This window comes from Arthrobacter sp. Y3221087, assembly GCF_059089905.1.
On the sequence record NZ_JBNHFE010000001.1, the window covers coordinates 1,992,085 to 2,010,960 of the forward strand.

The window sequence follows — 18,876 nt, forward strand, 5'->3', positions numbered from 1 at the left end:
GACAGCATAATTCACCGACTGTTCGTGTGGAATGAGTTGCGGCGTTTACCAAACCGGCGGGAAACCTTATCGATCGTACGCGTCCGGGCCATCAGGTCAAAACATCGGTTGGGTCAGGAACGTGCGGACCGCCGCCAGTTCAGCCGGTGAAATCCCCCGGCGCGGATGAGGCGAAACAAGGCGGATCCGCCTGCCCAGCAGCCGCGCCCACGCTTGCGCCTCCGCCTCGAAATCCAGCTGGTCATCGATCCAGGCCACCGCGTCCGGACCCGTCGCTTCCACATCGTCCTGGATGGCGCGCAGCTTCCACCAACCGGTTCCGCCCGACGGCCCGGTTGCCGAGAGATAGGGCCAGCTGCCGCCGTCGAGGCTGATGGCAGGGCACAGGTACTGCGGAGCAAGTTCCTCCCAGCTGGTGAGCCAAACACAGCGGACCCCGTCGGCCCGGGCCAGCAAATTCAGCCCGTCCACCAGTTCCCTCGCATAGGCAACGGGCAGGAGGCCGGCATCCACGTGGCACCACGCTGAACCCCATCCTGTGGTTCCCTCCGGGCCAAAAGGGCAGATGACGCCGTCGACGTCGATATAAAGCGTGCGGCCCACGCTGCCTGCCTCTCAGTTCCGGCGGAACTCCGAAGGCTCCCGGCCCGTTTCCAGCCCGGGAGCGATGCGCTTCTTCAGCGCGGCGACAGTCACCTCCGGCAGGACGATAAGGCCGTCCAGTTCGCGCCGCGCCCGCTTGTACGCTGCCTGGCGCTCGGCGGGGGTGGCGGCCTGGTTCTCCGCGATCATCAGCAGCTTCCGGGCGGTGGCCAGCCGCTCACGCTCGGGTCCCGTGAACTTGCTGTCCCTGATGCGCCGGGCTTCCCGCTCGGCCACATCCAATGCGACGGCGAAACTGTTAACAGCCTGCCGGTAGGCATCCAGCCGGACAGGTGAAGTGATCTCCGTTGCAGTTTTAGGCCGCTGGCCGTCGGCCTCCCGCTTCGCCCGCAGGAATGCCACGGTCAAGGGTTCCCGGACGTCGGTCATGAGCGGAAAATCGATGAGTTTGCCGACGTCCAGTTCATAGTCCAGCCAGCGCCGGTTGGTGGCGTCATGGGTTGCCATCAGGGCTTCCACTTCCGCCGTTGACGCCTGCTCCGCTGCCAGGTGCTGGTTGCGCAGCTTGTACAGTTCCACCCGGCGCTGGTGCCGGCGTTCACTGGCCTTGCGCCAACTGCTGGCCCAGTGTCCCGTAAAGGCAGCCAGCGGGAAGACCAGCCACCATTTGTCAGACAGGAACTCGAAAAGGGACTCCACCCGTCCATCGTCGCAGGCGCCGCAGCGCGCCTCAAGGAGGATTTCCGCCGGGACAACTTCCCCGGGGAATGATTCCACGGGGAGACAGTCCGGCCAGGATCAGGCCGGGCCGGTGGTGCCCTGGGCGGCGTTGACGTTAACCAGCCAACCGATGCCGTAGCGGTCCGTGCACATGCCGAACACATCACCCCACGGGGACTTCTCCATCGGGACGGTGACCGAGCCGCCGTCGCCGCTGAGCTTCTCGTAGTAGCCCCGCAGCTCTGTCTCGTCCTCGCCGCTGAGCGAGATGGAGATGGCGGACCCCTCACGGTATTCCATGCTGTTCGGGGTGTCGGCGCCCATGAGGACCAGCCCTTGCGGCGTGGTCAGCATGCCATGCATGATCTTGTCCGCCTCCGAGGGATCCTCGCTTGCCTGGTAATCCCCGAACGTGCTGACGCGGAGGTCGCCGCCGAACACGGACTGGTAGAAGTTCAGGGCCTCGCGGGCGTTGTCACGGAAGCTGAGGTAAGGGTTGAGGATGGTCGGCATGGTTGATCTCCTTAGTGGGGACTGACACGGTGAAACCAGACAACATCCTGCCCCAAAGAAGGGCGCGCTGGTAGGGGGTTTGGCGCCTTCGTGCAGGCACGGCCGGGTGCCACTAGGCTCGGGGCATGGCCAGATACTTCGATGTTCATCCCCAGGATCCCCAGCCCCGGGCCGTCACCCAGGCTGTGCGCATCATCCTCGACGGCGGGCTGATCGCCTACCCCACCGACTCCTGCTACGCGCTGGGCGCGCAGATGGGCAACAGGGACGCCCTCGACCGGATCCGCAGCATCCGGCAACTGGACGACAAACACCACTTCACCCTCGTCTGCCGTGACTTCGCCCAGTTGGGTCAGTTCGTGAACATCGGCAACGACGTGTTCCGGAGCATCAAGTCCGTCACCCCAGGGAGCTACACGTTCATCCTGCCCGCCACCCGGGAGGTTCCCAAGCGGCTGCTGCATCCCAAGAAGAAGACCGTTGGCGTCAGGATCCCGGACAACCGGGTGGTCCAGGCGCTGCTGGCCGAGCTGGGTGAGCCGCTGTTGTCCAGCACGCTCCTGCTGCCGGACGAGGAAGACCCGCTGACCCAGGGCTGGGACATCAAGGAACGGCTGGACCACCAGGTGGATGCGGTGATCGATGCCGGCGACTGCGGAGCCGAACCTACCACCGTGGTGGACTTCTCCAGCGGCCTGGCGGAAGTTGTCCGGCACGGCGCCGGAGACGCGTCCCGGTTCGAGTAGGTTCCGGTTGCGGTAGCGTACGACGGCGGCCTGCCGGGTCCGCGGCGCTGAACTTCTTCCGGTAGCTGGCGTGCGTCGATGTGACGGCGGGCCATCAGGGTCAGGCTGATAGGCTCCACGAGCGGCCGCTGGGGCCGCCAACTAAATGGGGGAATCGTCTCATGCGCACCAAACACCTGCTCCGCCTTTCAGCCTGTGGGGCCGTCGTCGCGGCCCTGGCAGTCGCCGCACCACTCCCGGCCCATGCGGCCAGCACCGAAGGCACGGAAACGACGTCCTCCAGCGAATGCACTGAACTAGCGCCCGGCGTCATCACGTGCCTGACCATGGAAGAGCGCCGGATCAAAGTGGTTACACCGTCGGGCACTGCAATCCTCCAGGGGTACCGGGAGTACTCGGATGCCACGACTTACCCTGGCGGCTCGTGGTCAAGTGATGGGGCACGGAGATACGTTGCCGTTTTCGGATCGTCGATAGTCGTTCCGGACGGAACCGTTTACTTTGACCCGAAGGTGACCAGGGTCGATGGTTGGGACATTCTGTCCTACTCAGATGGCCTGAATTGCGTACTGGACACAAATTACGTCGAGGTCAACGGCGCAAACGGCTACAACCACAGCACCGGGACTTGCACCACCAACTAAGCCAGGTTACTTGAGGCCCGCTCCGAGCGGAGCGGGCCTTGAGCATCCTGCGGTGAAGGAAACGACGTCGAGGCACGGATGGTTTTCCACATAGCGCTCTTGCCTGGACCGGATTGTCAGGGGTCGCTGGAAGACTTTGTTTATGGAAGCGGTTGGGGCGTCGGGAGAGGTAACGGCGGGGCGCGGCGGTGTCCCGACCATCGCGGATGTGCTTGCTCTGCTCGCTTGGGTGCCTGTCGCTACTGATGGTCCGGGGATGATTGACCAGCTGCGGCAGCTCGAGGACCTTAAGTCCCTGGCCGGCGCCCGGCAGGCCGATATCGCTGTTGCCTTTGACCTGTACCAGCGGCGGGAGCAGGCCGCGGCGGGTGTTCCGGCCGAGGAACTGGGAGTAGGTGTTGCTGCGCAGATTGCGCTGGCGCGGCCGGGAATCGCCACTCCGGGGCGGACGACTCCTTGGGATGGCGAAGGCGCTAACGGGGATGCCGCGGACGCTGGGCGTTCCGGTCCGGGCATTTGAACGAGTGGCGGACCACCCTGATCATAAAAGAGACAGCTTGCCTGACCGTGGAGGACCGGGCAGCGGTCGATGAGGAACTGGCCGCCGATACCGGCACTTTCGACGGGGCCGGGGACCGGGCCATCACCAGCGCCGTCCGCACCGCAGCGTACCGGCGTGACCCGCGTTCTGTTGCTAAGCGGCCAGCCCATGCTGTGACGGAGCGGAGGGTATCGCTGCGGCCGGCTCCGGACACGATGACGTACCTGACCGCGCTGCTGCCCGTCGCCCAGGGCGTGGCCGCCTACGCCGCGCTGGCCCAGGAGGCCGATGCTGCCCGGTCGGCCGGGGATGAACGGTCCCGCGGGCAGGTCATGGCCGACACCCTGGTCGAACGCGTCACCGGAACTCCGGGCGGGATCACCGGCATCGACCTTCAGGTCGTGATGACCGACCGGGCCCTGTTCCAGGGCGACAGCGAACCGGCCAGGATCCCCGGCTACGGCATCATCCCCGCCGAGACCGCCCGCACACTCCTCGTCAGCCCCGAACATTCCGGCGCCGACGCCCATGGCATGCGCGACCTGCCAACCTGGGTCCGTCGGCTTTTCACCGCACCCGGAACGGGAGAACTGGTCGCGATGGACTCACGGGCCAGGCTCTTCCCGGCAGGGCTCAAACGCTTCCTCCAGGTCCGGGATGACACCTGCCGCACACCGTACTGCGACGCGCCCATCCGCCACCACGACCACATCACCGCCTGGCACAACGGCGGAACCACCACCGCGAAGAACGGCCAAGGGCTCTGCGAAGCCTGCAACCACACCAAAGAAGCCCCCGGCTGGACAGCAAAACCGCTACTGACACCGCGCCTCCGGCACACAGTCCAAACCCGAACACCCACCGGGCATCTCTACCGATCTACAGCGCCGCCATTGCCTGGCGGCGGACCAGCAGCGGCCGCAGCTCCCGCAAGCGGCCGGTTGCGGGACAGACCTATCAAATGCGGCAACCCTACCCAATTAGGGGCACCAATCCTGGGACACGCTGCTGTGAAAAGCTCGGTCCAGGTGTTGGGCAGGGCAGGTCCCCCGGATTAGCGCGAACAGGGCTGCGGCGGGGTTCCCAGCAGGAGCTGTGGCGGTTAAGAATCAGTCCTGCTTCTTGGCCCGGCTTGGCTGTACCCGTGGCGGCTCGCCGGGCATCTTTGGGTAGTCCGGCGGGAAGGGCAGTTCACCGAGGCCGTCTTTGACGTCGCGTTCCCACCACTCCAGCAGGGTGTCGATGCTGCCGGGATTCCGGTGGAAATCGGCCCAGGGGTCGCCGGTGGTCCGCAGGCGCTCCGGAACAGTGAGGATGGTGAAGTTCTTCGGATCGGCGTTCCCCAGCTCATCCCAGGTGATGGGGCAGGAGACCGGCGCATGCGGCAAGGCGCGCGGGCTGTAGGCGCCGGCAATGGTGCGGTCCCGGTTGGCCTGGTTGAAGTCGAGGAAAATCCGCTGGCCCCGTTCCTCCTTCCACCAGGCCGTGGTCACTTTGTCCGGCATCCGGCGCTCCACTTCCCGCGCCGCGGCAATCACGGCGTGCCTGACATCCAGGAACTCGCGCACGGGCGCGATGGGCGCGTAAACATGGAGGCCCCGGTTTCCTGACGTCTTGATGAAGCAGTCCAGGCCCGCTTCCGCCAGCACTTCCTTGAGGACCAGCGCAGCCGGAACGGCGTCGTCGAAATCTGTTCCCGGCTGCGGGTCGAGGTCGATCCGCAACTGGTCCGGGTTGTCAGTGTTTTCTGTGCGGGACGGCCAGGGATGGAACACCACTGTGTTCATCTGGACTGCCCACACGGCCGCCGCAGGCTCATCCAGCACCAGCTGCGGATGGGAGCGTGCGCTGGGATAAACCACCTTGACCGAGCGGACGAAGTCCGGGGTGCCTTTAGGCGGGTTCTTGGAAAAGAACATTTCCCCGTTGATGTTGTCTGAGTACCTCTGCAGGGACACGGGCCGGTCGCCGTTCGCGGCAATGAAGGCCTCCCCCACATCGCAGATGTAGCGGGCCAGGTCCAGCTTGGTCAGTCCCAAGTCAGGCCAGAGGACCCGGCTGGGGCTGGAAATGCGCATCTCGCGTTCGCCGTGGGGACCCTGGACCGTGATGGTGGTCTGTTCGCTCGCCATGGGGACAACGTACACCCCGCCGTCCTGAAGGCGGCACATTTCAGCCGCCGCGGTCAGGCATGATGGAGTCATGCCCGATGCCGAAACACACCTTTCCCTTGACGTGGACGGGACCAAGGTTTCCGCGGCCTATGCCTGCCCCGAAGAGCACTGGGCTACGGTGGTGGTCGCCCACGGTGCCGGAGCCGGAATGGAACATCCTTTCCTCCGGGGCTTCACCGGGGCCCTTAATGCCCTGGGACTGGCTACCCTTCGGTTCAACTTCCCGTACCGTGAAGCCGGGCGCCGGTTTCCTGACCGGCCTCCCGCGGCCATCGCCACCTGGCGGGCCGCCATGGCGGAGGCTGTCGGTCAGGCTGCCGCGTATGGAGGCTCCGGCCCGTTCTGGGCTGCCGGGAAGTCGTTTGGCGGCCGGATGGCGTCCATGGCGGTGGCGGACGGGATGCCGGCCGACGGGCTCATCTACCTGGGGTATCCCCTGCACCCGCCGGGTAAACCAGAGAAACTGCGTGACGAGCACCTGTACGGGATCACCACCCCCATGCTGTTCCTGCAGGGCACCCGCGACACCTTTGCCACACCCGAAATCCTCGAGGGCGTAGTCTCCCGCATCGGGCCGTCAGCTGTACTTCAGTGGATGGAGGGCGGCGACCATTCCTTCGCCGTTGCTGGCCAGAAACGCCAGGCGGACGAGATAGGGGCTTCGCTGGGAGCGCCCGTCGCCGGGTTCATCCGCGCCAGCGGACACTAGGCCCCCCGGGGCAGCATCCGCTACGCGGCCTCCTCGTGCCACCAGCCCTCCCAGGCTGTGGAGGTGAGCTGTCCCTCGGGGAAATCCGTTTTTCCGGTGCTCCCGCTGGAAGACCAGGCGTCGTCGCTGCGCCGGCCGTCGAGCAAGAGGCTAAGGCTGTTCAAGAGAAACATCTTTACGTCCTTCCATAAGTTGAATGGACCACGCTGTCCATGTACCTGTGAGCCTAGCCAAGGCATGTTTCAGCACGTCGACGCAACGTTTCGATCTTGTATCGGACTTATCACCCGGCCGCACCAACGCAGACAGGAAGCAACTCGAAACGGCTACCTGCGCTGCTTTGTCCGGGCGGTGGCAGGCTCGCCCCAGGGGTCCTCCGGCCACGGATGCTTGGGGTAGCGGCCCCTCATCTCCGCCCGGACCTGGCCGTAGGGGCCGGACCAGAAGGAAGTGAGGTCGTCGGTCACCGCCAGCGGACGGCGGGCCGGGGACAGCAGATGGAAAAGCACAGGCACGGTGCCGCCGAGCAGCCGCGGCGACTCGGCGAGTCCGAAGCACTCCTGCAACTTCACGGCCACCACCGGGCGGGCGCCGTCCTCATCGTGGCCGGGATAGTCGATGGCGATCCGTGAGCCGCTGGGAACCTCCAGCCATTCCGGGGCAAGGTCGTCAAGCCTGGCGGCCTCGGGCCAGGGCAACAGCCGGCGCAGCGGCTGGGCGAGGTCCACGGACCCGACGGCGGCCCCTGCCGCAAGCGTTTCGAGCTCAGGTCCCAGCCACTCATCGAGGCACAGCAGGAGGCCCGCGTCCGAGACGTCCGGCCACGGCTCCCCCAGTTCCCGCCTCAGGAAGGCAAGACGGCGGCGCAAGCCCGCGGCCGCCGTCGACCATTCCAGGACAGCCAGACCCTCCTTGCGCAGGGCGCCGATAACTGCGGACCTGCCCTCCTCCGGTCCGGGGCGGACTGGCGTGTCAGCAAGCACGATCGCGCCGAGGCGGCGGACCTTACGGGCCGTCACCCGCCCCGGGCCGAACTGGGCCTCGACAGTCTCCGCGACCAGGCCGGACGCGGCCGCCAGGGCAAGTTCGCCGGTCAACGGTGCCGCCGCCCGGATGACGGCGCCGGTGCCGGCAGAGTCCCGTCCGTCGGCCCGGGACACCTCGGCCACGGCCAGCCATTCCTGCCCGGACAGGGCGCTTCCGGCAGGAAGTCCCGCCCGTGTCCCGGAGGAAAGCAGGTAGCGGGCCGGCCCGTCGCCCGGTACCAGGCGGGCCACCCGGTCGGGAAAGGCGAGGGCGACGACGGCCCCCACCGCCGCGCTGTCCGCGCCCTCGATGGATAGGGCCGGTTGCGGGGCGGAAGACATGTTCCGGGCCAGTCGTTCCAGCCGCCGGGCCTCTTCGGCCCAGCGCCGCCCGGCGGGGCCGGAGTCACTGCGGAGCCGGGACAGGAGGCCGGGCAGGTCGGCGCCCGGAGCCCGCTGGTCGCCGGCCACGGCCGCCACCACTTCGGCGGCTTCCCGGGCTCCGAGGGCTGCGGAACCGTCAAGCAGGGCGCGGGCAAGCCGCGGGTCAGCCGGAATCCCGGCCAGGATCCTGCCGGCGGACGTGGCATGCCCGTCGGCGGAAACCGCGCCGAGTTCCCGCAGCACCTCCACGGCGTCCTCGAGTGCCTGCCGCGGCGGTCTGTCAGGAAGGGCCAGGCCTTCACCGCCAGGGGACCCCCAGCAGGCAAGCGTCAAGGCAGCCCCCGTTAGGTCCGCCACTCTGATCTCCGGTGTTACGTGGGCAGGTGACGCCCCATACGCCTGCTGGCTGTAGCAGCGCACTACTCTTCCCGGGCCCTGGCGGGCAGCCCGTCCCGCACGCTGGTCTGCCGATGCCCGCGAGCAGGAAACCGTCATCAGGCCGCTCATCCCGCGGCCTGAGTCCCTGCGCGGTTCACGGGCCAGGCCGGAATCGACCACCAGCCGAACCCCCGGTACGGTCAGTGACGACTCGGCCAGGTCCGTCGAAACGATGATCCGCGGGCTCTCCCCCGGCCTGCGTCCCGACACCGCCCGGTCCTGCTCAGCGGCGCCCACCTGGCCATGCAGTTCCAGCACGTCCACGGCCGGTCCCAGCCGCCGCCGCAGCCCTGCCGCCACCTGCGAAACTTCCCGGGCACCGGGAACGAAAACCAGCGCGTCCACGCTGCTGTCTTCGGCCAGCACTTCCGAGTGCGCCAGTGCCGCGGTCTCCGCCAGGTGGTCCAGGAAGCCCTGCGCCACTCCCCTGCCGTCCAACCGCAGGCCGCCGCCCGGAACCCACGCCAATGCCAAGTGATGCAGCACCGAAGGGCACTCGACCACGGGAGCCGCGGGTCCGCCGTCGGGATCCCCCAGCAGGGAAGCGAAACGGGGCGCGTCCAGGGTGGCGGACATTGCGGCGACGGTGAGGTCACCGCGGAGCTGCCGCACTTCGGCCAGCATGCCCACCAGCAGGTCGGTCTCAAGGCCGCGCTCGTGCACTTCGTCCAGGACGACGGCGGCGGTGTCCTCAAGGCCCGGATCGGCCAGCAGGCGGCGCAGGAGAATGCCCGGGGTTACGAATTCAACGAGCGTTTCCGCTCCTGCCTGCCGTTCCCCGCGGACCGTGTAGCCCACCCGGCCGCCAAGCCGGGACCCGTCCAGGGCAGCGAGCCGCCGTGCCGCAGCACGCGCCGCAACACGCCGCGGCTGCGTCACCACCACCCGTCCAGCCGGGTGCACAAGGTTTGCCAGCAAGGGCGGAACAAGGGTGGTTTTACCGGTGCCGGGCGGCGCTTGTACTACTGCCGTGCCGTTGGCAAGCGCATCCTGCAACGCGCGAAGCGAGCCTGCGAATGCCAGCCCCGCACCGATGGCATCGAGGTCGAAGGCCGTAGCTTCGAGGGGCCGTTCCTGCCGGCTGGCTAAAGTCACCCGTCCATTTTGCCCGGTCGGGGGTGGTTACTGCTTGCCCTGGGCTTTGCCCTTCCCCTTGTTCTCCTTGGCCACCTCCGGGACCGCAGCGGGCGGTTCGGCCTGGTCTGCCGGTGGCAGCGGCGCAATGACCGGCTCATCCGGCACCTGCTGGACAGGTTGGGGCTGCGTGTCCGCTGCCTCAGACGGGACGGTTTCCTTGGTTCCCGGTGCGGCCGCTGCGCCCGCCTGGGACGCCTGCGAAGCCAAGTACCCGTCTATGTCTGTGCGGACAGCCGCCAGCGCTGTCTCAATGCCACGCAGCCGCGGTGCTGAAATCCGCCCATCGCGGGCCGCGGCATCCAGGTCGCTTTCCAGCGCCTGAAGGGCGGCCAGGGCTCCGTCCATCCGGTTCTCGGCGGCGGCCTGGCTGATGCTCAGGACCCTGATCTGGAAGCCCCGGAGCGTTGCTGTATCCGAATCGGACGGCCGGAAACCGGTGGTCGCCGCGAAGACAATGGCGGCCACGGCAAGCGCGGCCGCAAGCGCTGCGGCTGCTGTCCGCACCCGCCGCCCCGGCACCGGCCCCGCTGCCACTTGCCGGGCTTTTACTGACCTTGCTTTGACTGGACGTGCCGCTCCCGCAAGACCCTGCTGCCCGGCAGGCTGCAGGTCAGGCCGCATGCCGGCCCCGCAGGGGTGGAACCGCTGCGGGCCTGGGTGCCAGCACGGACACAGTGGCAAGCCGGACCTCGGGCGCCTCAGTTGCCGGGAGGGCGGACGCCGCAGCCGTCACCGCAGGGGTTGAACCGGCGCGGGAGCGGACCCGGCCGACAATCCTGCGAAGGCCGGACCGCAGCAGCATTGCCGCCAGGTGGCCGAGTCCTACGCCCAGCAGGACGTGGCCGGCGAGATACTGGCCACCCAGGCCTGCAGCGCCGCCGAAGGGGGCGCCTGCTGCCACCGCGGCTCCCCCGGCCGTCAGCGTGATTGACAAGGCAACCGCAAACACTGTGCCCATTACTCCTGCTTCCATCATCCGATTCATCAGCAAGCTTACTAGTAATGCTCAGCAAGCTTACTACCTAACTCAGGACGTGCAAGAAGGGAGTCTCAGCGAAAAGCCGCCGGCGCCTGCGCGGACCGGCGCGAAGAACACCCGCCGGCTCTGGACAGTAATAATCAGTAGGCTTAGCATTTTTCCAACGGTTCGGTCTTCGGATCCGCAGCTGGCAGCGGCTTTCCGCAGGGCCTTCCGGGAGGCAAAAAATCACACGAGGTATGGCATCAGGAGACAATCATGGCAACGGCACGGGAAATCATGACCGGCGGCGCGGAGTGCATCGGCGAGAACGAGACTCTGGAGGCGGCCGCCCGCAAAATGAAGGACCTCGACGTTGGGTCGCTCCCCATCTGTGGCGAGGACAACCGGCTCAAGGGCATGTTGACAGACCGGGACATCGTCATCAAATGCCTGGCGGAAGGTGGCGACCCACGGTCAGTTAAAGCCGGGGAATTGGGCCAGGGCAAGCCTGTGACCATCGGTGCCGACGATTCCATCGAAGAGGCGATCAGGACCATGCAGGACCACCAGGTGCGGCGCCTTCCGGTTATTGACGGGCACAACCTCGTCGGCGTCCTCAGCCAGGGCGATATCGCCAAGAACTACCCTGAGGACCGGGTGGGCGAGCTGGTGGCTTTCATCTCCTACTGATCACCAGGAACAGAAAGCTGCCGCAGCCATCCACGGCTGCGGCAGCTTTCTGTTCCTGACAGGCAGGTCAGCCGGCAGCCTCGAGGAGTCGCTCCGCCGGTGCCAGTCCTGCATATCGCCCCTTGAAGAACAGCAGCGGCTCGGCGTTCCGGCGGGCACGAAGGTGCCGCACGGCCGCCACCACGATGGTGTGGTCCCCGCCGTCGTATTCGGCGTGCAGTTCGCAATCAATCCAGGCAAGGGCGTCGTCAAGAATGGGGTTGCCCAGCGGCGATGTGCGGTGGCTGACCCCGGCAAACTTGTCCGAGCCGGACCGGGCGAACTGCGCGGCCAGGTGCTGGTGCTCTGCGGGAAGGATATTGACAGTGAAGGAGCCGGCCTTCCTCAACACCGGCCAGGTGCTTGATGTCCTCGCGGGGTTGAAGGTGACCAAGGCAGGTTCCAGGGACAAGGAGGCGAAGGACTGGCAGGTGAACCCGGCCGGCCCGTTCCCGGTGGAGCCTGTGATGACCGTCAGGCCGGTGGCAAAGGTGCCGAAAATGTCCCGTAGCCGGCGGGGTGCCAGGTCGGAGGTGAATGTCATGGGCGTGGCCTCTCACTTGGATCGTCACCTCACCAAACCAAAGGCCCGGCACCGTGATCAAGCGTCTTTGCAACGCTCCGACGCGTCCCGCAACGGGCCGTCATGGCGGGTCATTGCGCGACGCCGGCCGTCACACGCCGGCCAGTGTTACGCCCGGGATGCGGCGGTCTTACGCCGTCCGGTCGAGCGCGTCGAGGAGCCGCCGCACGGAGCCGCCCAGGTTCCAGTCCGCCGCCAGCCGCTCCAGCTCCGCGCGCGGGTTCCCGGTCACCGGCCGCAGTCGCGCGCCGGCCTCCTCAAGGCCAGGCAGTTCGAGGTTCCGCACCAGCCGGACGACGGCGGGAGCTACTTTGAGGTAGTCGGCGGCAGCGGTGAGCTTGGCCCGGACCGGACCGGCCAGTCCGCTGCCGTCGTCCTCTGCCGCCTCCAGCAGCCCCTCAAGGGTGCCGTACTTCAGGAGCAGGGAAGCCGCCGTCTTCTCCCCGATTCCGGCAACGCCAGGCAACCCGTCGGAGGCGTCGCCGCGGAGGGTGGCGTAGTCGGCGTACTGCTGCGGCAGCACCCGGTATTTGGCCACCACCGTTTCCTCGGTGACCACTTCGAGGTTCCGCATCCCGCGGGCGGTGTAGATGACGCGGACCTGCCGCCCGTCGTCGCACACCTGGAAAAGGTCGCGGTCGCCGGTGACGACGTCCACCGGGAAGGGCGCATTGCTCGCGTAGGTGCCCACGACGTCGTCGGCCTCATGCTCAGCGGCACCCACGATGGCGATGCGGGCGAGGCCCAGCACCTCGCGGATCATGGGAAGCTGTGCCTCGAGCGCGTCCGGGACAACCTCGACGTCCGGGGCGTCAACGACGGCCTCGGCCACCCGGTGCGACTTGTAGGTCGGAATGAGGTCCACGCGCCACTGGGGACGCCAGTCATCATCCCAGCAGGCCACAAGGTGCGTGGGCCGGTAGTCGGTGGCCAGCCTCGCGATCATGTCCAGCAGCCCGCGGACCGCGTTGACAGGTGTTCCGTCCTGCCGGCGGACCGTGTCGGGCATGCCGAAGAAGGCACGGAAATACAGGGAGGCAGTGTCCAGCAGCATCAGGCGGTCCGGCATACCTGCATCCTGACACGGATCTGCCGGGGTTTGCAGCCGCCCACGCGGGTCTGCCGCTGCCAGGCATAGGATGCAAGCAGGTCATACCGGGCCTGATGCGGAGCGCAACGGAGGGTGGCATGAATCTCGACGACCTGGTGTTCCATCCCTGGGCGGTGCAGGGGCCGCGAGACGTGCCGACGCTGGTGGGGGGCTCCGGAAGCCATGTCTTCGACGACGGCGGCCGGCGATACCTGGACTTCGGCTCGCAGCTGGTGTTCGCCAACCTCGGCCACCAGCATCCGCGCATCGTAGCGGCGATCAGGGAGCAGGCGGACCGGCTCTGCACGCTGGCACCCGGCTGGGCCTCCGATGTGCGGGGAGAAGCGGCGCGCCTGATCGTGGACGTGGCTCCGGAGGGCCTGGGCCATGTCCTTTTCACCAACAGCGGCACGGAGGCCATCGAGCATGCGGTGCGGATGGCACGGCTCTTCACAGGGCGGCCTAAGGTGCTCGCCGCCTACCGCTCGTACCACGGCTCGACGACGACGTCGATCCACCTTACGGGCGACCCCCGCCGCTGGCCCTCTGACACCGGAACGGCCGGCGCTGTCCACTTCTTTGGACCATTCCTGTACCGGTCGGCGTTCGGATCGACGACGCCAGAGGAAGAATGTGATCGCGCCCTGGCCCACCTGGAACAGGTGATCCTGCTCGAAGGCCCCGGAACCATTGCCGCGCTGGTCCTGGAATCGGTAACAGGCAGCTCCGGCGTCATCGTACCCCCGCCGGGATACCTGCGCGGGCTCCGCGAGCTCTGCGACCGGCACGGCATTGTCTATATTGCCGACGAGGTAATGGCCGGTTTTGGCCGCACGGGGGCCTGGTTCGGCGTGGACCATGCCGGTGTGGCACCGGACCTGATGGCGTTCGCAAAGGGTGTCAACTCCGGGTACGTGCCCTTGGGCGGGGTCCTGATCTCCGATGCTCTTTACGAGCTGTTCACCACCCGCCCCTACCCGGCGGGCCTCACGTACAGCGGCCACCCGCTGGCTTGCGCGGCTGCCGTGGGCGCCATTTCGGCGATGCGCGACGAGAACACCGTTGCAGCCGCTGCCCGCCTCGGTTCCGAGGTGCTGGGGCCCGGCCTGCGGGAGCTCGCCGGCAAGCACCGGGTTGTCGGGGACGTGCGCGGCATTGGCGGGCTGTGGAGCCTGGAGCTGGTGCGTGACCCGGTGACGCGGGAGCCGCTGGTGCCGCCGGGCGCCGTCGGCCCGACGAACGCGCCGATGGCTGCCGTGGCAAAGGGCTGCCTGGAGCGGGCCCTGCTGCCTCTGGTCCTGGGCAACCGGCTGCACGTCGCTCCCCCGCTGAATGTCAATGACGACGACGCCGCGGCGGGCCTGGCCATCCTGGACGAGGCGCTGTCCGCCGCGGATGCGTACGCAGCCTGATCCTCAGGCAGGCTTGGCGTAGGTGGCGGCGCTCATGAGCTCGTAGCCCACGAACGTCTCATCGCCCTCCACCCAGGCATCATGGCCGGCCGGGATCGAATAGGCGCCTCCGGCCGTGACCGTGGCCCGGGTGCCGTCCTCCATTTCCACCGTCAAGGTCCCGGCCGTGCAGAAGCCCAGGTGGTTGACCTGGCAGCTGTCGGTGTGGACCACCGTCTTCACCGTTTCCGACCAGCGCCAGCCGGGTTCGAAAGTCATCCTCGCCAGTGTGGTGTCTCCGAGGGTGACCACATCAACCTGCGTCTTCGGCGGCCGGCGCTTTTCGTCGGGCTCGTCGAAGGACTTTGACTCAAGGGCTTTGACCGTTACTGCGGTCATTTTCTGTTCCTCCTGGCGGAGAGTTGTGCTGCTGTTCGTCCGGAAACCGGCGAGGGGATCCGGGTAGCGGGACGTGGCACGGGCTGCGCGTCGTGGACGCCGCGGCCCGCGCACCCCATCGACTGCGCTTCCAGCGTGCTCTTGGCAACAGGCCCTGTCAATGCTCCCTGACCTGCGGAAAGAGACACACTGAATCCGGTTCGCCGCAGCTGTGCCGGAACCGTCCCGCATCAGGCACAATGTGGTTCATGGGGCGTTGGAGCGAGGACCGGGTTGTCAGCGCCGCGCCCGACGACGCCTCCCTCGCGGCCGCGCGCAGGCTGGCCCATCCGGGACCCTGGTCCGATACCGGCAGCAACGAGGACCTGGTCTGGGGAAAGTGCCAGGGAAGCGGAAAGACCCCGTACCAGGTAAGCGTGGACACCACGGCGCCCGCATACCGCTGCACCTGCCCGAGCAGGAAGTTCCCCTGCAAGCATGCCCTCGCCCTGCTGCTCCTGTGGGCCCGGGGCGAGGCCGCCGCGGCCGGCAGTGAGGCCGCCGGCTTTGCCCAGGAATGGGCAGCCAAACGGACCGGTCTCTCCGTTGCCCGCAACCAGCGCCAGGGTGCTGAGCCTGCGGATCCGGCGGCGCAGGCCAGGCGACTGGCAGACCGGATGGCGCTGATGGACACCGGTATTGACGACTTTGCCCGCTGGCTGGCAGACCTGGCGCGGACAGGGCTCGCCCCGGCACGCAACCAGCCGTACTCCTGGTGGGACGGGGTGGCGGCCCGGCTGGTTGATGCACAGCTTCCCGGCCTGGCCGACCAGGTGCGTGCCATGGGATCGGACGTCCATGCCCGCGCCGACTGGGCCGACCACCTGTTGCTCCATGCGGGCCGCTGGTGGGCCCTCACCAAGGCCTGGCGGCAGCGGGACCGGCTTGGGCCCTCAGAACTGGCTGACCTTCGCGCAGCAGTGGGATGGCCTACGCCCTCCGCTGAGGTGCAGGGGTCCGAGGCGCTGCCCGGACCCTGGCTGGTGCTGGGCGCCCACCGGAGCGACGACGGCCGCCTCCAGCAGCAGCGCACCTGGCTGCGCGGCCCGGACGGAACAGTGGTGGTGCTCCTCGACTTCGCCGCCCGGGGTGAGGCGTTTGCCATGCCGCAACTGGCAGGGGCCATGCTGGACGGAACCGTCGCACGCTATCCCGGCACCGCACCCCGGCGTGCCCTGTTCAACGCTCCGGCCGCGCCCCGGGGTGCGGCCGGAGGGCTCGGTCCGGGCTGCAGCATCCAGCAGGCCCTGGAAGCGGAGTCGGGCGCCGTCGCGGCCTCCCCCTGGCGGGACCGGCATCCGGTACTGCTTTCCGGCGTCCGGATCTGCCCCGTGGACCACGGGTGGGTGCAGGACGGGTCCGGCCAGGGACTGCCACTGGTTGACGCCCGCCTCGACTACCTGCTTGCGCTGACAGGCGGGCACGCCGTCGAACTTTTCGGGGAACTGGAGGACGGCCGCCTGCGTCCCCTGTCGGTTGTTGTTGGCGGGTCTGTGGTGGCCGCATGAGGTGGCTGGCGGAACTCCGCGCCTCTGCGCTCGTGGGCACGGGCCGCCACCCGGCCCCTGCGCCGCCGGCCCAACTAAACCTCGACGCTCCCGTCGGCCTCTCTGCCGAGGAATCGCTGCTTGAGCAGGCGGCCCTGGCGGATGTGGCAATGCGTGCGGCGCGGACCGCCGGGCAGGTTCCGGACGGCCACCTGCCGGCGGCGCCGCCTGATGACGCCCCGGCAGCCGACGGTGAAGCCGCCAGGCTTTTGGAACTGCTCCTTAACCAGCCCCCGGTCGGGGCTGAGTTGCGGACCCGCCTGGTGGCTGACTGGCTTCAGCTCGCGGAACGCGCAGGCCGTCGGGTGCCGCACCCGCTGTTGCCTTCCTTGTTCTCGCTGGCGGACTCGCAGCCGCGCGTCGCAGAACGGCTCCACCCGGCCATCGGGACGCGCGGCCGCTGGCTTCAGGACGTCCTGCGGCCAGGACGCACGGCCCCCTTGCCCGGCACTAGGCCGGTGGCGGAGGAAGCCGGTACCGCCGCCAACCTGGAACGGCTGCGGAGCACCGACCCGGCTGCCGCAGCCGGCAAGCTGGCCGCGGACTGGGACGGCCTTGGCGCCCGCGACCGCGCCACCCTCCTGGCGCTGCTTTCGACGAACCTCTCCGCGGCTGACGAGCCCCTGCTGGAACGGGCGCTGGATGACAAAGCAAAAAGCGTGCGGGAGGTTGCGGCCGGGCTCCTCGACCGGCTTCCGGACAGCGCCCGGGCAACCCGCATGGCCGCCCGCCTCCGCCCCCTGCTGGGCACCCGCGGCATGCTCCGCAAGCGGCTGGAGGTCGACCTGCCGCCCGATCCCGACGCTGCCGCCCTACGGGACGGGCTGCCCCCGGCGCCAGCCACTGGGGACCCGGACCGGTTCCGTTGGCTGGATGCGATCATCCGCGGCGCACCCTTGGCGGTATGGACGACGGCGGCAGGCCGGGACCCGGCAGGCACGCTCGCCCTGCTGGACGCGGAACCCCGCATTATCGGTGCGATCAGCGCCACCGCGGTCCTCAGGGACGAGCCGGAGTGGGCACGGGCCCTGCTGGGTGTCCGCACAGACCCGCGGCTCCTGTCCTGCCTGCCCCCTGAAGAACGCGAGCGGTGGCTGCTGCAGCACCTGCGGTCCGGCGGCATCCAGCCGGTGGCGCTGGTTCAGCTGCTCCGCGACCTTCCAACGCCCTGGGGTGCGCCGCTCGCCGGAGCTGTCCTTGAGGTCATCGCCCGCAAGGAGAACGGTTACATGGCGGGCATGCTGGCTTCCATCCTGCCCGGTGCGCTTCCGCCGGAGGCCGCCGACGAGTGCCGGCGCCTGCTCGCGCGTCCCGACGACGACGGTTCGCGGCGGCGTGTCCTGCGGGACGCCGTCCAGTACCTTTCATTCCGACAATCACTGACGGAGGCTTTTCCATGACCGATGCCCAGGCACCCGCCGACATTGTCCGCGCCCATGCCGAGGACGCCTACGCCAGGGAACTGCAGGCACTGGCCGCCGCCGACGACCGGCCCCGCCCGCCCAGCTGGCGGCTCTCCCCCTGGGCCGTCACCACGTACATCCTTGGCGGCACCCTGCCCAACGGGGTGGAGATCACGCCCAAGTACCTCGGTTCGTCCCGGCTGGTGGAGATCGCGGTGGCGTCCCTGGCCACCGACCGGGCACTGCTGTTGCTGGGCGTGCCGGGCACGGCGAAGACCTGGCTGGGCGAGCACCTCTCCGCGGCAATCTCCGGCTCCTCCACCCTGGTGGTGCAGGGAACCGCCGGGACGCCGGAGGAAGCACTGCGCTACGGCTGGAACTATGCGCGGCTGCTCGCCGACGGCCCGTCACGCGAGGCCCTTGTCCCCGGGCCCGTGATGCGGGGCATGGAGTCCGGAAGCCTGGTCCGGGTCGAGGAGCTGACCAGGATTCCCTCGGACGTGCAGGATTCATTGATCACGATTCTCAGCGAGAAGACGCTTCCCATTCCCGAGCTGGACGCCGAAGTGCAGGCGCGAAAGGGCTTCAACATCATTGCAACGGCCAACAACCGGGACAAGGGCGTCAACGACCTGTCCTCCGCGTTGCGCCGGCGGTTCAACACGGTGGTGCTTCCGCTTCCCGACACCATCGACCAGGAGGTGGAAATCGTCACCGCACGGGTCCGTGCCCTGGGCAGTGCGCTTGACCTGCCGGCGGACCTCGCGGAGCTCTCGGAGATCCGGAGGGTGGTTACGGTGATGCGGGAGCTCCGGGCCGGCGTGACGCAGGACCAGCGAACCACCATCAAGTCGCCGTCGGCCACCCTGTCCACGGCGGAAGCCATCTCTGTGATGACGAACGGCCTGTCCCTGGCTGCCCATTTCGGTGACGGCACCGTCCGGGCCGGGGACGTGGCTGCAAGCCTGGTAGGTGCCGTGATCAAGGATCCGGTGCAGGACCGGGTCATCTGGCAGGAGTACCTGGAAACAGTGGTCCGCAACCGCCCCGACTGGAAGGACCTTTACCGGGCCTGCCGCGACCTCGATTCCTCCAACTAG

At 68.1% G+C, this 18,876-nt stretch carries 19 protein-coding genes and 1 pseudogene; 9 read left to right on the forward strand and 11 right to left on the reverse strand.

Annotation, left to right across the window (positions count from 1 at the left end):
* Positions 1-96 precede the first annotated feature (96 nt).
* The 3 genes from AC5RUO_RS09495 to AC5RUO_RS09505 all read right to left on the reverse strand — a co-directional run bounded on the left by AC5RUO_RS09495 (position 97) and on the right by AC5RUO_RS09505 (position 1,836).
* Entirely contained in the window at positions 97-603 is a 507-nt protein-coding gene (locus AC5RUO_RS09495; RefSeq protein WP_494009049.1) for an HAD domain-containing protein, read from the reverse strand.
* Positions 604-615: 12 nt separating this feature from the next.
* Positions 616-1,302, reverse strand: a complete 687-nt coding sequence (locus AC5RUO_RS09500; protein ID WP_494009441.1) for a hypothetical protein — start codon at positions 1,300-1,302, stop codon at positions 616-618.
* 99 nt (positions 1,303-1,401) lie between these two features.
* Positions 1,402-1,836 carry a VOC family protein gene (locus AC5RUO_RS09505; protein WP_494009048.1) on the reverse strand — a complete coding sequence of 145 codons (435 nt, stop codon included), beginning with the start codon at positions 1,834-1,836 and terminating at the stop codon, positions 1,402-1,404.
* Between the two features lie 125 nt (positions 1,837-1,961).
* On the opposite strand from AC5RUO_RS09505, the gene AC5RUO_RS09510 reads away from it, so the two are divergent.
* The 3 genes and pseudogenes from AC5RUO_RS09510 (at position 1,962) to AC5RUO_RS09520 (ending at position 4,825) form a co-directional block, all read left to right on the forward strand.
* Positions 1,962-2,582, forward strand: a complete 621-nt coding sequence (locus AC5RUO_RS09510) for an L-threonylcarbamoyladenylate synthase (RefSeq protein WP_494009047.1) — start codon at positions 1,962-1,964, stop codon at positions 2,580-2,582.
* A 161-nt stretch (positions 2,583-2,743) separates the two neighbouring features.
* Positions 2,744-3,226, forward strand: a complete 483-nt coding sequence (locus AC5RUO_RS09515) for a hypothetical protein (RefSeq protein WP_494009046.1) — start codon at positions 2,744-2,746, stop codon at positions 3,224-3,226.
* Between the two features lie 142 nt (positions 3,227-3,368).
* Positions 3,369-4,825, forward strand: a pseudogene (locus AC5RUO_RS09520) (HNH endonuclease).
* 51 nt (positions 4,826-4,876) lie between these two features.
* On the opposite strand, the gene ligD reads toward AC5RUO_RS09520, so the two are convergent.
* On the reverse strand, positions 4,877-5,899 hold the full coding sequence (gene ligD, locus AC5RUO_RS09525; RefSeq protein ID WP_133346893.1) for a non-homologous end-joining DNA ligase: 1,023 nt from the start codon (positions 5,897-5,899) through the stop codon (positions 4,877-4,879).
* Between the two features lie 70 nt (positions 5,900-5,969).
* Here ligD and AC5RUO_RS09530 point away from each other — a divergent pair, with 70 nt between their 5' ends.
* Positions 5,970-6,650: an alpha/beta hydrolase family protein gene (locus AC5RUO_RS09530; RefSeq protein WP_494103338.1), complete on the forward strand. Its 681-nt coding sequence runs from the start codon at positions 5,970-5,972 to the stop codon at positions 6,648-6,650.
* Positions 6,651-6,670: 20 nt separating this feature from the next.
* On the opposite strand, the gene AC5RUO_RS09535 is transcribed toward AC5RUO_RS09530, so the two are convergent.
* From AC5RUO_RS09535 to AC5RUO_RS09550, 4 genes are all read right to left on the reverse strand, one after another.
* Complete coding sequence (locus AC5RUO_RS09535) at positions 6,671-6,823, reverse strand: hypothetical protein (protein WP_494103339.1); 153 nt, start codon at positions 6,821-6,823, stop codon at positions 6,671-6,673.
* Positions 6,824-6,976: 153 nt separating this feature from the next.
* Positions 6,977-9,592 carry an ATP-dependent helicase HrpB gene (gene hrpB, locus AC5RUO_RS09540; RefSeq protein WP_494103340.1) on the reverse strand — a complete coding sequence of 872 codons (2,616 nt, stop codon included), beginning with the start codon at positions 9,590-9,592 and terminating at the stop codon, positions 6,977-6,979.
* A 27-nt stretch (positions 9,593-9,619) separates the two neighbouring features.
* A complete protein-coding gene (locus tag AC5RUO_RS09545) occupies positions 9,620-10,138 on the reverse strand; it encodes a hypothetical protein (RefSeq protein WP_494009042.1) in 519 nt (172 codons plus the stop codon).
* A gap of 106 nt (positions 10,139-10,244) precedes the next feature.
* Entirely contained in the window at positions 10,245-10,592 is a 348-nt protein-coding gene (locus tag AC5RUO_RS09550) for a hypothetical protein (protein ID WP_494103341.1), read from the reverse strand.
* 279 nt (positions 10,593-10,871) lie between these two features.
* Here AC5RUO_RS09550 and AC5RUO_RS09555 point away from each other — a divergent pair, with 279 nt between their 5' ends.
* Positions 10,872-11,285 carry a CBS domain-containing protein gene (locus tag AC5RUO_RS09555; protein WP_494009040.1) on the forward strand — a complete coding sequence of 138 codons (414 nt, stop codon included), beginning with the start codon at positions 10,872-10,874 and terminating at the stop codon, positions 11,283-11,285.
* A 67-nt stretch (positions 11,286-11,352) separates the two neighbouring features.
* Here the strand turns inward: AC5RUO_RS09555 and AC5RUO_RS09560 are convergent, their stop codons facing one another.
* Together AC5RUO_RS09560 and AC5RUO_RS09565 are read right to left on the reverse strand one after the other, a co-directional pair.
* Entirely contained in the window at positions 11,353-11,868 is a 516-nt protein-coding gene (locus AC5RUO_RS09560; protein WP_494103342.1) for a flavin reductase family protein, read from the reverse strand.
* 169 nt (positions 11,869-12,037) lie between these two features.
* Positions 12,038-12,976, reverse strand: coding sequence for a 5'-3' exonuclease (locus AC5RUO_RS09565; RefSeq protein WP_494103343.1), 939 nt, complete (start codon positions 12,974-12,976; stop codon positions 12,038-12,040).
* Positions 12,977-13,095: 119 nt separating this feature from the next.
* On the opposite strand from AC5RUO_RS09565, the gene AC5RUO_RS09570 reads away from it, so the two are divergent.
* The gene (locus tag AC5RUO_RS09570; RefSeq protein WP_494009037.1) at positions 13,096-14,409 is read left to right on the forward strand and encodes an aspartate aminotransferase family protein; all 1,314 of its coding nucleotides are present in this window, start codon (positions 13,096-13,098) and stop codon (positions 14,407-14,409) included.
* A gap of 3 nt (positions 14,410-14,412) precedes the next feature.
* Here the strand turns inward: AC5RUO_RS09570 and AC5RUO_RS09575 are convergent, their stop codons facing one another.
* Positions 14,413-14,787 carry a cupin domain-containing protein gene (locus AC5RUO_RS09575; protein WP_133346879.1) on the reverse strand — a complete coding sequence of 125 codons (375 nt, stop codon included), beginning with the start codon at positions 14,785-14,787 and terminating at the stop codon, positions 14,413-14,415.
* Positions 14,788-15,035: 248 nt separating this feature from the next.
* On the opposite strand from AC5RUO_RS09575, the gene AC5RUO_RS09580 reads away from it, so the two are divergent.
* From AC5RUO_RS09580 to AC5RUO_RS09590, 3 genes are read left to right on the forward strand one after another with little or no spacing between them, the layout of a single operon-like run.
* Positions 15,036-16,334 (forward strand): SWIM zinc finger family protein, encoded by a 1,299-nt coding sequence (locus AC5RUO_RS09580; RefSeq protein WP_494103344.1) that lies wholly within the window; start codon positions 15,036-15,038, stop codon positions 16,332-16,334.
* Positions 16,331-17,773, forward strand: a complete 1,443-nt coding sequence (locus AC5RUO_RS09585; RefSeq protein WP_494103345.1) for a DUF5691 domain-containing protein — start codon at positions 16,331-16,333, stop codon at positions 17,771-17,773. Before AC5RUO_RS09580 ends, AC5RUO_RS09585 begins: the two co-directional genes overlap by 4 nt.
* Positions 17,770-18,876: an ATP-binding protein gene (locus AC5RUO_RS09590; RefSeq protein ID WP_494009034.1), complete on the forward strand. Its 1,107-nt coding sequence runs from the start codon at positions 17,770-17,772 to the stop codon at positions 18,874-18,876. The genes AC5RUO_RS09585 and AC5RUO_RS09590 overlap by 4 nt, the downstream gene beginning before the upstream one ends.

Excerpts from the sequence above, each read along its gene's own strand:
- AC5RUO_RS09575 (WP_133346879.1), bottom strand. The coding sequence starts at position 14,787 with ATGACCGCAGTAACGGTCAAAGCCCTTGAGTCAAAGTCCTTCGACGAG.
- AC5RUO_RS09565 (WP_494103343.1), bottom strand. The coding sequence starts at position 12,976 with ATGCCGGACCGCCTGATGCTGCTGGACACTGCCTCCCTGTATTTCCGT.
- AC5RUO_RS09510 (WP_494009047.1), top strand. The coding sequence starts at position 1,962 with ATGGCCAGATACTTCGATGTTCATCCCCAGGATCCCCAGCCCCGGGCC.
- AC5RUO_RS09590 (WP_494009034.1), top strand. The coding sequence starts at position 17,770 with ATGACCGATGCCCAGGCACCCGCCGACATTGTCCGCGCCCATGCCGAG.
- AC5RUO_RS09535 (WP_494103339.1), bottom strand. The coding sequence starts at position 6,823 with ATGTTTCTCTTGAACAGCCTTAGCCTCTTGCTCGACGGCCGGCGCAGC.
- AC5RUO_RS09530 (WP_494103338.1), top strand. The coding sequence starts at position 5,970 with ATGCCCGATGCCGAAACACACCTTTCCCTTGACGTGGACGGGACCAAG.
- ligD (WP_133346893.1), bottom strand. The coding sequence starts at position 5,899 with ATGGCGAGCGAACAGACCACCATCACGGTCCAGGGTCCCCACGGCGAA.
- AC5RUO_RS09580 (WP_494103344.1), top strand. The coding sequence starts at position 15,036 with ATGGGGCGTTGGAGCGAGGACCGGGTTGTCAGCGCCGCGCCCGACGAC.
- AC5RUO_RS09560 (WP_494103342.1), bottom strand. The coding sequence starts at position 11,868 with ATGACATTCACCTCCGACCTGGCACCCCGCCGGCTACGGGACATTTTC.
- AC5RUO_RS09555 (WP_494009040.1), top strand. The coding sequence starts at position 10,872 with ATGGCAACGGCACGGGAAATCATGACCGGCGGCGCGGAGTGCATCGGC.
- AC5RUO_RS09550 (WP_494103341.1), bottom strand. The coding sequence starts at position 10,592 with ATGGGCACAGTGTTTGCGGTTGCCTTGTCAATCACGCTGACGGCCGGG.
- AC5RUO_RS09515 (WP_494009046.1), top strand. The coding sequence starts at position 2,744 with ATGCGCACCAAACACCTGCTCCGCCTTTCAGCCTGTGGGGCCGTCGTC.
- AC5RUO_RS09585 (WP_494103345.1), top strand. The coding sequence starts at position 16,331 with ATGAGGTGGCTGGCGGAACTCCGCGCCTCTGCGCTCGTGGGCACGGGC.
- AC5RUO_RS09505 (WP_494009048.1), bottom strand. The coding sequence starts at position 1,836 with ATGCCGACCATCCTCAACCCTTACCTCAGCTTCCGTGACAACGCCCGC.
- AC5RUO_RS09570 (WP_494009037.1), top strand. The coding sequence starts at position 13,096 with ATGAATCTCGACGACCTGGTGTTCCATCCCTGGGCGGTGCAGGGGCCG.